This is a genomic window from Pantoea sp. T14 (assembly GCF_036663535.1).
In the GTDB taxonomy this organism is placed as follows: domain Bacteria; phylum Pseudomonadota; class Gammaproteobacteria; order Enterobacterales; family Enterobacteriaceae; genus Pantoea; species Pantoea phytostimulans.
Map to the genome: position 1 here is coordinate 185,609 of NZ_JAWUEB010000027.1, position 13,592 is coordinate 199,200.

General features: G+C 52.0%; 10 protein-coding genes. 9 read left to right on the plus strand and 1 reads right to left on the minus strand.

Annotated features, from left to right (window positions below; all coding sequences use genetic code 11):
• Positions 1-28: 28 nt before the first annotated feature.
• The 4 genes from SC127_RS18860 to SC127_RS18875 all read left to right on the plus strand — a co-directional run bounded on the left by SC127_RS18860 (position 29) and on the right by SC127_RS18875 (position 3,271).
• Positions 29-1,255: a winged helix-turn-helix domain-containing protein gene (locus SC127_RS18860; protein WP_332627499.1), complete on the plus strand. Its 1,227-nt coding sequence runs from the start codon at positions 29-31 to the stop codon at positions 1,253-1,255.
• 82 nt (positions 1,256-1,337) lie between these two features.
• Entirely contained in the window at positions 1,338-1,520 is a 183-nt protein-coding gene (locus SC127_RS18865) for a Trm112 family protein (protein ID WP_215847186.1), read from the plus strand.
• Positions 1,517-2,266: a 3-deoxy-manno-octulosonate cytidylyltransferase gene (kdsB, locus tag SC127_RS18870; RefSeq protein ID WP_243078238.1), complete on the plus strand. Its 750-nt coding sequence runs from the start codon at positions 1,517-1,519 to the stop codon at positions 2,264-2,266. The genes SC127_RS18865 and kdsB overlap by 4 nt, the downstream gene beginning before the upstream one ends.
• Before the next feature lie 111 nt (positions 2,267-2,377).
• Positions 2,378-3,271 (plus strand): hypothetical protein, encoded by an 894-nt coding sequence (locus SC127_RS18875; protein ID WP_215847184.1) that lies wholly within the window; start codon positions 2,378-2,380, stop codon positions 3,269-3,271.
• Here the strand turns inward: SC127_RS18875 and elyC are convergent.
• Positions 3,251-4,036 (minus strand): envelope biogenesis factor ElyC, encoded by a 786-nt coding sequence (gene elyC / locus SC127_RS18880; protein WP_243078237.1) that lies wholly within the window; start codon positions 4,034-4,036, stop codon positions 3,251-3,253. The two genes, SC127_RS18875 and elyC, sit on opposite strands and share 21 nt — an antisense overlap.
• A gap of 125 nt (positions 4,037-4,161) precedes the next feature.
• Between elyC and cmoM the strand changes: the two genes are divergently transcribed.
• The 5 genes from cmoM to ldtD all read left to right on the plus strand — a co-directional run bounded on the left by cmoM (position 4,162) and on the right by ldtD (position 13,418).
• Positions 4,162-4,947: a tRNA uridine 5-oxyacetic acid(34) methyltransferase CmoM gene (gene cmoM / locus SC127_RS18885; RefSeq protein ID WP_332627503.1), complete on the plus strand. Its 786-nt coding sequence runs from the start codon at positions 4,162-4,164 to the stop codon at positions 4,945-4,947.
• The gene (gene mukF, locus SC127_RS18890) at positions 4,944-6,266 is read left to right on the plus strand and encodes a chromosome partition protein MukF (protein WP_332627504.1); all 1,323 of its coding nucleotides are present in this window, start codon (positions 4,944-4,946) and stop codon (positions 6,264-6,266) included. Before cmoM ends, mukF begins: the two co-directional genes overlap by 4 nt.
• Positions 6,247-6,972 carry a chromosome partition protein MukE gene (gene mukE, locus SC127_RS18895; protein ID WP_215847181.1) on the plus strand — a complete coding sequence of 242 codons (726 nt, stop codon included), beginning with the start codon at positions 6,247-6,249 and terminating at the stop codon, positions 6,970-6,972. Before mukF ends, mukE begins: the two co-directional genes overlap by 20 nt.
• Positions 6,969-11,456, plus strand: a complete 4,488-nt coding sequence (gene mukB / locus SC127_RS18900) for a chromosome partition protein MukB (protein WP_332627506.1) — start codon at positions 6,969-6,971, stop codon at positions 11,454-11,456. The genes mukE and mukB overlap by 4 nt, the downstream gene beginning before the upstream one ends.
• 150 nt (positions 11,457-11,606) lie before the next feature.
• Positions 11,607-13,418: a L,D-transpeptidase gene (gene ldtD / locus SC127_RS18905; RefSeq protein ID WP_332627508.1), complete on the plus strand. Its 1,812-nt coding sequence runs from the start codon at positions 11,607-11,609 to the stop codon at positions 13,416-13,418.
• Positions 13,419-13,592 lie beyond the last annotated feature (174 nt).

Here is a 13,592-nt window from a genome sequence, read left to right on the forward strand (position 1 = left end):
TTACAGGTGATGTCGGATAAGGAAGAGGATGAACGTTACACATTCACTTTCGTTACAACAGGCTCGAAATCTTCATCTTGCTGCGCAGGGAATGCTGCGCACACCTTCTCACTGCGCACGCTTTCAAGATCTTATTGATTGCGTCTCGCGTATGTCACTGCTGCAAATCGATACCATTAATGTCGTGGCGCGAAGTCCCTATCTGGTGCTATTCAGCCGCCTTGGCCATTATCCCTCGTCATGGTTAGAGCAGGCGCTGAAGCAGGGCGAATTGTTTGAATACTGGGCGCATGAAGCGTGCTTTATTCCTCGTGCGGATTACAAACTGCTGCGTCATCGCATGTTGTCACCTGAGAAACTGGGTTGGAAATATAACGCAACCTGGATGAGCGAACATCAGCAAGAGATTACCGATCTGCTTGAACACATCAGGCTAAATGGCCCTGTAAGGGCTGCGGATTTTGCGAGTGGCGACAATCATAAACCAGGCTGGTGGGCATGGAAGCCGCATAAACGGCATCTGGAAAATCTCTTTAGCGCAGGGGAATTGATGGTAGCAGAAAGGCGAAATTTCCAACGCGTTTATGATTTACGCAGCCGCGTAATGCCTGAGTGGCAAGATGAATTACATAGCATTGATGAAACTGAGGCGATCAGCCTCATGCTACTCAATAGCGCTCGCAGTCTGGGAATTTTTCGCGCCGCCTGGTTGCCTGATTATTACCGCCTAAAGCGTGTTGCGCTTAAACCCTTTTTAACGCAGATGCAGGCTAATGGTGACATTGTGGCCGTCAACGTGGCGGGGCTCGGTGAAATGTGGCTGCATCGTGATTCTCTTTCGCTGCTTGATTCCCCTCTTTCCGCCAGTCACAGCGCACTGTTATCACCTTTTGATCCCGTGGTATGGGATCGTAAGCGTGTGCTAGAACTGTTCGATTTTGATTACCGCATCGAGTGTTATACGCCTGAAGCGAAACGTAAATATGGCTATTTCGTATTGCCTTTCTTGCATCGCGGCCAGATTAAAGCACGGTTGGATGCACGCATGGTGCGTAAATCCAACCAGCTCGTGATTAAAAACCTATGGCTGGAAGATAATACACGTCTGACCCCCTCATTTATTCAGGATTTTCAGCGTGCCATTACGCGGTTTGCAGCCTGGCAAGATGCAGAACAGGTTATTATTGAACAGGCTCCAAAAGCGTTGCTTTCTGCATGGAGTTCGTCGTGGAGCGTCAACAGCAAGGGTGCGTAACCTCATCTGGTTTCCGTACAGTCGCGATGCTTGCGCTATGGTATGCTTGAAGCCTAAGAATTCGGTCCTTGAAGGAGGATATATGGATCACCGTTTACTCGAAATCGTTGCCTGCCCAGTTTGTAATGGCAAGCTGTATTACAACAATGCTCAACAAGAACTGATCTGCAAACCGGATGCGCTGGCATTCCCGGTGCGCGATGGCATTCCGGTTTTACTTGAAAATGAAGCCCGTACATTGTCGATTGAAGAGATTCATCCATGAGTTTTATTGCCATCATTCCTGCGCGCTATGCTTCTACGCGTTTGCCTGGAAAACCGTTGGTCGATATTCATGGCAAGCCAATGGTGGTGCATGTCATGGAGCGTGCACGTGAATCCGGTGCCAGTCGGGTCATTGTCGCAACCGATCATCCCGACGTGGCAAAAGCGGTTGAAGCTGCTGGCGGCGAAGTCTGCATGACGCGCGCCGATCATCAATCGGGCACAGAACGTTTGGCTGAAGTGATCGAAAAATATCAGTTTGCTGATAATGAGATCATTGTAAACGTGCAGGGCGACGAGCCGATGATCCCTGCGGATATCGTTCGTCAGGTCGCAACCAACCTGGCAAAAGCTGATGCAGGTATGGCCACGCTAGCTGTGCCGATCACCGATGCTGAAGAAGCATTCAATCCCAATGCCGTAAAAGTGGTAATGGATGCACAGGGCTATGCACTCTATTTTTCGCGTGCAACCATTCCCTGGGATCGTGAGCGCTATGCGGCGTCTCGCGACATTATTGGTGACACACTGCTGCGTCATATTGGCATTTATGCCTATCGTGCTGGATTTATCCGTCGCTATATTGCCTGGGCGCCGTGTCCGCTAGAGCAAATCGAACTGCTCGAGCAACTTCGCGTGTTGTGGTACGGCGAAAAAATCCATGTCGCTGTAGCTAAAACCATTCCGAGCGTGGGTGTCGATACCCCAGAAGATTTAGTGCGCGTGCGTTTAGCCATGCAAGCTTAAAAAGGCCGGGGAACACTTCCCCGGCTTATGTCAAAAAGTTGATCCACTTCTAAACTTCTTATGATCAAGCCCTCCAGGATAGTGTGATATTTCATCTCAGGAGGATGACGTATGGAACACCTGAAAGCTGAATTAACGCTGGTGCTGGGTGAAAAAATCAGTCGTCTGGAAACCATCAGTGAACAGCCTCCAACCCGGCTTTATGCCTTGTACGATCATGATGGCAAGCCGATGCCGCTGATAGCGAAATATTATCGCCATCAAGGGCGTGCCGCGCTCGAAGCCAAAAAGCTGGCATTACTAGGCCATGAAGGATTAATTGCCGTGCCTGCAGTTTATGGCGTGGTCATTAGCCAGCAAAAGCCAGTGCACGAAATGTTGCTGTTGGCGCGACTCAATGGCGTGTCGGCAGAAGCGCCCACCCGCGACGCTGCGCGATGGCAGGAATTTTGCGAACAGGTGGTTGAAGGCTTGTTGGCTTGGCATCGCATCGACAGTCATGGTTTAGTCGGCACGGTTGACAGCACCCAAGAGAATAGTTGGCCTGCATGGTTTAAACAGCGGGTTGAAGTACTATGGGCAACAATGAGCTATTTGCGGCCGCCTTACTTCACGCTTGAAGATCGCCAAATTTTATTTCGCTGTCGCGAGCGATTAGCCCATTTGTTGCGGGACTTCGATGATCCCTGTGTAATGCTTCATGGCAATGTGCGATTACAAAGCATGATAAAAAATGCGCGCAGCGATCAGCTCATCGCGATGACGCAGCCGGGAAATATTCTCTGGGCACCGCGTGAATATGAGCTGATCCATTTAGGCGAGTCAGCTGCAGAAACGGCGCTGCTGCATGATTACTTACAGCGCGCACCGGTTTCAGAAGGATTTGTCTGGCGGCGTTGGGTCTATCAATTATGGGATTGCATCGATACTTTGATCCATAGCGGCGAATTTGATCGCCCGCGTTTTGACCATGCGCGTCAGCAGCTACTTCCCTGGCTCGGTTAGCGGTAAATCATCAGCCTTTACGCGTTGCCAGGCTTGCCCCAACGTTTCGTAAACAGCGCGTTCGCTGTGGCCCAACCAAAGCGGCGAAGGTATGGCGCGCTCCCACCAGTTTAAGGGTGAGGTAATGGCCATCTGATTAGCCGGTGCTGCAATCGGATTCAATCCAGCAGCCTGAAAAAATTGCATCGCTCTGGGCAGATGATTAGCAGAACTGATTAGCAGGAAAGGGTGCTGACCAACTTGCCTTTTCACCGCCAGCGCTTCCTCTTCGGTATCTTTAGGTTGATCGAGAATCTTAATCTGCTCAGGCGGTACGCCCAAACTTTCAGCCACTGAGGCTGCCACCCACGCATTGCTTCTGGGGTTCTGTCCACCCGCTGCGCCAGTGAATATCATCGTGGAATCAGGATTGCGCCGCCATTGCCGCACGCCTTCCGTTACTCTTGGCAAACTATTGCCCACTAAATTTGAACTGGGCGCCCAATTCGGATTGAAGGTATAACCGCCACCCAGCACCACGATATAATCCACCTTTTCTGCACCGTTCCAGGTTGCGTAACGATTTTCCAGAGGGAAAAGCAGGCGATCGGCAACAGGTTGTAGGCTCAATAACAGTAAAACAAGCCAGCTGACTGAGATCACTATTTTGCCGCTTTTCTGCCACCGGCTGCACCAAAGCAGTAAAATACCCAAAGCCATTAGCAATAGCAGAAACGGCAGGGGAAGTAACAGACCGCCCACCGCTTTTTTCAGGCTAAAAAGCATCTAAAAACTCTCCTGTTGTCCGAAAAAACAGCAGCTGGAAGAGAAGAACAGGATGAAAGGTTCATTCTTCTGGTGCCTGTGACAAAATAGCACAAGTCTCACCGCAGCATACCGGAGCCAGCGCCATGCAGGATCGCAACTTTGACGATCTCGCGGAAAAATTTTCGCAAAATATTTACGGCACCACCAAAGGACTAATACGTCAGGCGATCTTGTGGGATGAGCTTGAAACCATTATCCCCAGCCTGTCAGCTGAACCGTTAAAGATTCTGGATGCGGGGGGCGGTGTTGGACAAATCTCCAGTGGCCTGGCAGGGCGAGGGCATCAGATTTTATTGTGCGATCTCTCAGCTGAGATGCTTCGCCGTGCGCAGGAAAATGCTGAAGCGCTGGGTGTGAGCCAGAACATGCAATTCAAACAAATTAGCGCCCAGCAGGTGGGCGAACATTTGGATACGCCAGTGGATCTGGTATTGTTTCACGCTGTGCTTGAATGGGTCGCTGAGCCTGAGAAAGTTCTTAAAGCCTTGTTCGATGTTTTGCGACCTGGCGGGGTGCTTTCGCTGATGTTTTATAACCTGCATGGCTTAACGCTACGCACCTTAACACTCGGCAATTTTGGCTATCTGCGAACCAATTTAACCAAACGTAAAAAGCGTACGTTGTCACCCGATTTTCCGCGCAATCCTGATGACGTTTACCGTTGGCTTGAAGCGTGTGGATTTGTTATCGAGCAACGTGCGGGCATTCGGGTTTTCAGTGACTACATGAAGCCGCCTAAAGGCGAGCCGAAAAGCGACGAAGAGATCATTGAGATGGAGCGGCGCTATTGCCGTCAGGAACCCTTTTTGAGCTTAGGGCGCTACATTCACGTAACCGTGCGCAAACCCGGGCAGAAGGACGAATTATGAGTGAATTTTCCCAGACGGTACCTGAATTGGTATCCTGGGCGCGTAAGAATGATTTTTCGCTTGCGCTGCCAGTAGAACGTCTGGCCTTTTTGCTGGCCATCGCCACCCTTAACGGTGAGCGGATGGATGGCGAAATGAGTGAAGGCGATTTGATAGATGCCTTTCGTCATGTCAGTAAAGCTTTCGAACAAACCCACGAAACCGTGCTGGTACGCGCAAATAACGCTATCAATGACATGGTGCGCCAGCGCTTACTCAACCGATTCACCAGCGAACTGACGGAAGGCAATGCAATTTATCGCCTGACGCCGTTGGCAATCGGCATCACCGATTATTACATCCGCCAGCGTGAGTTCTCCACGTTGCGTTTATCTATGCAGCTGTCGATTGTCGCGAATGAGCTGAAGCGCGCTGCTGATGCCGCCGAAGAAAATGGCGATGAATTTCACTGGCACCGTAACGTATTCGCGCCGCTGAAATACTCTGTCGCTGAGATTTTCGACAGCATCGACATGACTCAACGTCTGATGGATGAGCAGCAGCAGGCAGTGAAACATGACATCGCCGATTTGCTGAATAAAGACTGGCGAGCGGCGATATCCAGCTGTGAAATGTTGCTGTCGGAAACCTCCGGGACGCTACGTGAGCTGCAAGATACGTTGGAAGCCGCTGGCGATAAGCTGCAAGAAAACCTGTTGCGCATTCAAGATGCCACGCTCGACAGCCCGGATTTAGGCTTCGTCGACAAGCTGGTGTTTGATCTGCAAAGCAAACTCGACCGTATTACCAGTTGGGGCCAGCAGGCAATTGACCTGTGGATTGGTTACGACCGCCACGTACATAAATTTATTCGTACTGCCATCGACATGGATAAAAACCGCGTCTTTGCACAACGCTTGCGCTTGTCAGTCCAAAATTACTTCGATGCGCCATGGGCGCTCACTTACGCCAACGCTGAGCGGCTGTATGACATGCGCGACGAAGAGCTGACGCTGCGTAATGAAGAGGTGATGGGTGAACTGCCCGCCGAACTTGAGTACGAAGAGTTCATTGAAATTCGCGAGCAGCTGGCAGCGATGATTGAAGAAGCGCTGCAAGAGTATAAGTCTCAGCAAAAACCGCTCAACCTCGCCACAGTGATGCGCGATTACCTGGCGCAATATCCACGGGCTCGACATTTCGATCTCGCGCGTATTGTGGTGGACCAGGCCGTGCGTCTCGGCGTAGCAGAAGCTGATTTAGCCGGCTTGCCCGTGGAATGGCAGGCCATTAATGATTACGGAGCCAAGGTGCAGGCACATGTCATCGACAAATATTGAACAAGTGATGCCAGTTAAACTGGCCCAGGCACTGGCAAATCCGCTTTTCCCTGCGTTAGACAGCCAGTTACGCGCGGGACGACATATAGGTATTGAAGAGCTGGATAACCACGCTTTTCTGATGGATTACCAGGAATATATTGAAGAATTTTACGCTCGCTACAACGTTGAGCTGATCCGTGCGCCAGAGGGGTTTTTCTACCTGCGCCCGCGTTCAACAACGTTAATCCCGCGTTCTGTATTGTCTGAGCTGGATATGATGGTAGGCAAAATCCTTTGCTATCTCTATCTCAGCCCAGAACGTTTGGCCAATGAAGGTATCTTCACCCAGCAGGAGCTTTACGATGAGCTGCTGTCGCTGGCTGATGAAAATAAACTGTTGAAACTGGTTAATCAGCGTTCAACCGGTTCGGATCTGGATCGCGCCAAACTGCAGGAGAAAACGCGCGCCTCGCTGAGTCGCCTGCGTCGTCTGGGTATGGTGTGGTTCTTTGGCAATGACAGCAGCAAATTTCGCATTACTGAATCAGTATTTCGCTTTGGTGCCGACGTGCGCAGCGGTGATGATGCCCGCGAAGCACAGTTACGCTTGATTCGTGACGGTGAAGCAATGCTGTTCGAAAATGCAACGGCGCCAGTTGAAGCCGATGAGCCTGAAGAGAATGACAGCGAAGCGAGTGATAACGCGGAGGAACAGCAAGCATGATTGAACGCGGAAAATTTCGTTCGCTAACGCTGATTAACTGGAACGGCTTCTTTGCACGTACCTTTGATCTGGACGAGTTGGTCACCACGCTGTCAGGCGGAAACGGGGCTGGCAAATCCACCACCATGGCAGCGTTTGTGACTGCGTTGATCCCCGATCTGACGCTGCTGCACTTCCGTAACACCACGGAAGCGGGCGCAACCTCGGGTTCACGCGACAAAGGCTTGCACGGTAAATTGCGTGCCGGCGTCTGCTACTCAATGCTGGACGTGGTGAACTCACGCCATCAACGTGTGGTGGTGGGGGTTCGTTTGCAGCAGGTCGCGGGCCGCGACAAAAAAGTCGATATCAAACCGTTCAGCATTCACGGTTTGCCAACTGACACCAATCCCACCGACATGCTGACGGAAGTATTGAACAGCCGTCAGGCGCGCGTGCTGCCGCTCAATGAAGTAAAAGAACGTGTTGAAGCGCAAGAAGGTGTGCAGTTCCGTCAGTACAACTCTGTTATCGATTATCACGCCATGCTGTTTGATCTGGGCGTGGTGCCGCGTCGTTTGCGCTCGGCCAGCGATCGCAGCAAGTTCTATCGCCTGATTGAAGCCTCGCTGTATGGCGGGATTTCCAGCGCCATTACCCGATCGCTGCGTGATTATCTGTTGCCGGAAAACAGCGGCGTGCGTAAAGCGTTCCAGGATATGGAAGCTGCGCTGCGCGAAAACCGCATGACGCTGGAAGCGATTCGCGTAACGCAATCCGATCGCGATCTGTTTAAGCATCTGATCTCCGAAGCGACAAACTACGTTTCCGCTGACTATATGCGTCACGCTAACGAGCGCCGCATCCATTTGGATAGCGCCTTGTTGCTGCGTAATGACCTGTTTAGCAGCCGAAAACAGCTGGCGTCAGAGCAATATCGCCACATTGAAATGGCGCGCGAATTGTCGGAGCACAGCGGTGCGGAAAATGATCTTGAAGTGGATTATCAGGCAGCCAGCGATCACCTGAATTTAGTGCAAACCGCGATGCGCCAGCAGGAAAAAATCGAGCGCTACGACGGTGACATTGAAGACCTCACGCTTCGCCTGGAAGAGCAGACTGAAGTGGTGGCTGAAGCGCGCGAAATTCAGGAAGAGAATGAGGCCCGTGCCGAAGCCGCTGAGCTGGAAGTGGATGAACTAAAAAGCCAGCTGGCTGATTTCCAGCAAGCACTTGATGTGCAGCAAACGCGTGCGATTCAGTATCAGCAAGCTTTGCAGGCGCTGGAGCGTGCCCGCGCGCTGTGTCAGTTACCTGACTTAACCATCGACAATGCCGCTGAATGGCAGGAAAGTTTCCAGGCCAAAGAAGAAGAGGCCACCGAGCGTCTGCTGCGCCTTGAGCAGAAGCTGAGCGTAGCAGAAGCCGCGCACAGTCAGTTTGAGCAGGCGTTGGCTTTGGTTACCAGTATTGCCGGCGATGTCAGCCGTCAGGATGCATGGCAAACCGGACGTGAATTATTGCGCGATGCCAATAATCAGCGCCATCACGCCGATCAACTCTCTTCGCTGCGCCTGCGGTTGAATGAGCTGGAGCAGCGTCTGCGCGAGCAGCATGATGCAGAACGTTTGTTAGCCGAGTTCTGCAAGCGTCAAGGTCAGCACTATGACGCGGATGCTCTGGAAGGTTTGCAGCGCGAACTGGAAGCGCAAATTGAGCATCTGAACAGCAGCGTGGCGGATGCCGGTGAACAGCGCATGAAAATGCGTCAGGAGCTGGAGCAGCTACGCGAGCGCATTACTGCGCTGACTACGCGTGCGCCACACTGGCTGGCGGCGCAAGAAATTCTGACTCAGCTGAGTGAACAAACCGGGCAGGAATTGGCGAGTAGCCAACACGTTACCGAATACATGCAGCAACTGCTGGAGCGCGAACGCGAAACCACGGTTGCCCGCGATGAAGTGGCAGCGCGTAAGCGTGACGTTGAGCAGCAAATTGAACGCCTTAGTCAGCCTGGTGGCGCAGATGATGCGCGCTTAAACCAGCTGGCAGAACGTTTTGGCGGCGTGTTGTTATCGGAAATCTATGATGACGTTACGCTTGACGATGCGCCTTACTTCTCAGCCTTGTATGGTCCTTCGCGACACGCCATTGTGGTGCCGGATCTGTCACTGGTGCGCGAGCAGCTGGATGGTCTCGAAGAGTGTCCAGAAGATCTTTATCTGATCGAAGGCGATCCGCAGTCATTTGATGACAGCGTATTCAGTGTTGATGAGTTACAAAACGCGGTGGTGGTGAAGGTCGCTGAGCGTCAATGGCGCTATTCACGCTTCCCGAAAGTGCCGCTGTTTGGTCGTGCCGCACGTGAAAATCAGTTGGAACTGCTGCATGCCGAGCGCGATCGTCTGGCTGAAAGTTACGCCACGCTGTCATTTGATGTGCAGAAAACGCAGCGTCTGCATCAGTCGTTCAGCCGTTTTATCGGCAGTCATTTGGCTGTGGCGTTTGATGATGATCCAGAAGCGCAGATTCGCCAGCTTGGCGGACGTCGCGGTGAATTAGAACGCGCGCTGAATCAACATGAAAGCAACAATCAGCAGCAGCGTCAGCAGTACGAACAGGCGAAAGAGGGTGTCGCGCAGCTGAACCGTTTGCTGCCGCGCGTTAACCTGCTGCTCGATGAGACGCTGGCCGATCGCTGTGAAGAGATCCGTGAGCAGGTCGAAGAAGCGCAAGATGCCGCACGCTTCCTGCATCAACACGGCGCGAAGTTGGCGAAGCTCGAACCGCTGATTACTGTTTTGCAAAGCGATCCTGAGCAACATGAACAGCTGCAGGCTGATTATCAGCAGGCGCAACAGCAGCAACGCAATGCACGTCAGCAAGCCTTCGCGCTGACTGAAGTGGTGCAGCGCCGGGCGCATTTCAGCTATGAAGATTCTGCTGGCATGTTGAACGGAAACAACGATCTCAGCGATAAATTGCGTCAACGCCTTGAGCAGGCTGAAGGTGAGCGCAGCCGCACGCGTGAACGTCTGCGCGAGCATCAGGCGCAGCTGACACAATATTCACAGGTGCTGGCTTCGTTGAAAAGCGCCTATGACGCCAAGCGCGACATGCTGAAAGAGTTGCAGCAGGAGATGCAGGATATTGGCGTACACGCTGATAGCCGCGCTGAAGAGCGCGCCCGCATTCGCCGTGATGAGCTTTATACCGCGCTAAGCCACAACCGTGCGCGTCGTAATCAGCTGGAAAAACAGCTGACCTTCTGTGAAGCAGAGATGGAAGCGCTGCGTAAGAAGCTGCGTCACCTCGAACGCGATTATCATCAGAAACGTGACCAGGTTGTCAGCGCCAAAGCGGGTTGGTGTTTAGTGCTGCGTTTGGTGAAAGACAATGGCGTTGAACGCCGTCTGCACCGTCGTGAACTGGCCTATTTAAGCGGTGATGAGCTACGTTCTATGTCGGATAAGGCTTTGGGTGCGCTGCGTCTGGCCGTTGCGGATAATGAACATCTGCGTGATGTGTTGCGCTTGTCAGAAGATCCAAAGCGACCAGAGCGTAAAATTCAGTTCTTCATCGCCGTCTATCAGCATCTGCGTGAACGTATTCGACAGGACATTATTCGTACCGACGATCCGGTTGAAGCCATTGAGCAGATGGAAATTGAACTGAACCGTCTGACTGAAGAGCTAACGGCACGTGAACAAACGCTGGCAATCAGCTCACGCAGCGTGGCGAATATCATTCGCAAAACCATTCAGCGTGAGCAAAACCGTATTCGCCAACTGAATCAGGGTTTGCAGACGGTGAGTTTTGGTCAGGTTCGCAGCGTGCGACTGAACGTCAACGTGCGTGAAACCCATGCGATGCTGCTCGACACGCTGTCGGAAGAACATGAACAGCATCAAGACCTGTTTAACAGTAATCGTCTGACCTTCTCTGAAGCCTTGGCGAAGCTCTATCAACGTCTGAATCCTCAGATTGATATGGGCCAGCGGACGCCGCAAACCATCGGTGAAGAGCTGCTGGATTACCGTAACTATCTTGAGATGGAAGTGGAAGTCAATCGGGGTTCCGACGGTTGGTTGCGCGCAGAAAGTGGCGCGCTGTCAACGGGTGAAGCCATCGGTACAGGGATGTCAATTCTGGTGATGGTGGTACAGAGCTGGGAAGAGGAGTCGCGCCGTCTGCGTGGCAAAGACATCTCGCCTTGTCGCTTATTGTTCCTTGACGAAGCAGCACGTCTGGATGCGCGCTCAATTGCCACGCTGTTTGAACTGTGCGAACGTCTGGAAATGCAGCTGGTTATTGCAGCGCCAGAGAACATCAGCCCGGAAAAAGGCACAACCTATAAACTGGTCCGTAAGGTATTTAACAATACCGAGCACGTTCACGTTGTGGGTTTGCGCGGCTTTGCAGCCGATCCAGCGCCGACGCGGTCTGAAAGCGAGGCTGGTTCCAGTCCCCATTTCGCAATAGAAAAATCGCAGGTGGAATCGTAGTCAAAAACTGCGCCATTGGTTAATCTGGTGACGGCATTTGTCGATTGAGGCAAATGCCGTTTTTTATTCTTATACTCATAAATATAAGTGGCAGCCCAATCGCAGTAATCTCAAGGAACGCTGCGCAGTAGATTAATCAAGGGGGCAGGGATGTTGCTGGTCAATAAGTTGAAACACCGTCGCGTTATTTCATTGTTAGCACTGGCGCTAACCGTTATTCCTGTTGGCGTATCGCAAGCCGCTATCATTAGTGCGTTACCTGGAACGACACAAGGAACGCTGTCGGTCAGTGAAAGTCAGCAACAAATTCAGCAGGCTTTCTCAGGTGCCGATCGACCTTTTTACCAGGCTTCACTGGCTACAATTTATGCGTCGCGTCAGATGCAACCGATTTGGCAAGACCGGGATGCAGTACAGAAATTTCAGCAGCAGCTGGCCGAAGTTGCGCTTTCTGGTGTGCAGCCGCAATTTACTCGCTGGGTTGATCGCCTAACCGATCCGAATATCAAAGGCTTTGCCCGCGATGTGGTGCTGTCTGATGCGATGCTCGGCTATTTGCAATTTGTCTCGAATGTTCCTACTCAAGGCGAAACCTGGCTTTACAGCAACGTGCCCTACAAATTGGCTCAGCCCTCAGTGGCGGTCGTGAATCATTGGTTAAATGCAGTGAATGCCGGGGCAAATGGTGCTTTCATCAGCTCCTTAACGCCGCAGCATCCTCAATATGTACCCATGCATACGGCATTAAAAAACCTGCTTAGCGATAAACTTCCCTGGCCGCAGCTGAAAAATAGCCAAACGCTACGGCCAGGCCAGGTCAGCGACGATGTACCGGCTTTACGTGAAATCTTACAGCGCAGCGGCATGATGACGGCGCAAATCGCAACGCCAGCACCCACCGATGATGCTGTGCCGACGGCTGTCGAACCGGTGAGCCAAAGTGAACAGCCAATAGCAGTGAGCCCTTCGGCAACCAGCGTTAACGATCTGCCGGCGCAGCCACCGCAAGCACTGGGCAATGTACAAAATATGAGCGCAGAGGTCAGCGCAGAAAATATTTATGACAACACGCTGGTGGCTGCCGTTAAGCGTTTCCAGCAGTGGCAAGGGCTGGCGGATGATGGCGCGATTGGTCCACGTACCCGCGAATGGCTAAATGTCTCACCGCAAATGCGTGCCGCATTGCTGGCATTGAATATTCAGCGCCTTCGCTTGCTGCCGGATGATATGCACAACGGCATCATGGTGAACATCGCAAACTACTCGCTGATCTATTACAACAACGGCAACAAGATCCTGTCATCGCGGGTTATCGTTGGTCGTCCCGATCGCAAAACACCGCTGATGCGCAGCGCGTTGAACAATGTGGTGCTTAATCCTCCCTGGAATGTGCCCACCACGCTGGTACGTCAGGATATCATTCCGAAGGTGAAGCAAGATCCTACCTACCTTTACAAGCATGGTTACACGTTGTTATCAGGATGGAGTGCAGATGCGCAGGTCATGGATCCCAGCATGATTGACTGGAGTATGGTGTCGGCTTCCTCTTTCCCTTATCGCTTACGCCAGGCACCTGGCGCAACCAATTCTCTGGGCCGCTATAAATTCAATATGCCAAGCTCAGACGCGATCTATCTGCATGACACGCCGAACCACAACTTATTTCAGCGTGATATTCGTGCACTGAGTTCTGGATGTGTGCGCGTCAATAAAGCCTCTGAACTGGCGGGTTTGCTGCTACAAGATGCGGGTTGGAACGACAGTCGCATCTCAAGTACGCTTAAAGAAGGGGACACGCGCTATGTCCCTATTCGTCACCGCATTCCGGTTAATCTTTACTACCTGACTGCATGGGTGGCGGATGATGGCAAACCACAATATCGAACAGATATTTACAATTATGATGATACTGCGCGCTCAGGCAGTCAGGTATTGCTGCGAGCAGAACAGCTTTTGCTCTAGTGGTTGATTTTTCTTCACTCTTCAAGGCTTATAAAAAGTAAGCCATGTCTTGAAAAGGCGGTCCTGAGCGGGATCGCCGCACAAACTCCCTTGTCACGGGTTGACGATCCTTTGAGAGAAAGTTAAGGTTCGGCCTTGTGCGCTTTTTGCACATTTCTAAGCTTTCACTCTCAG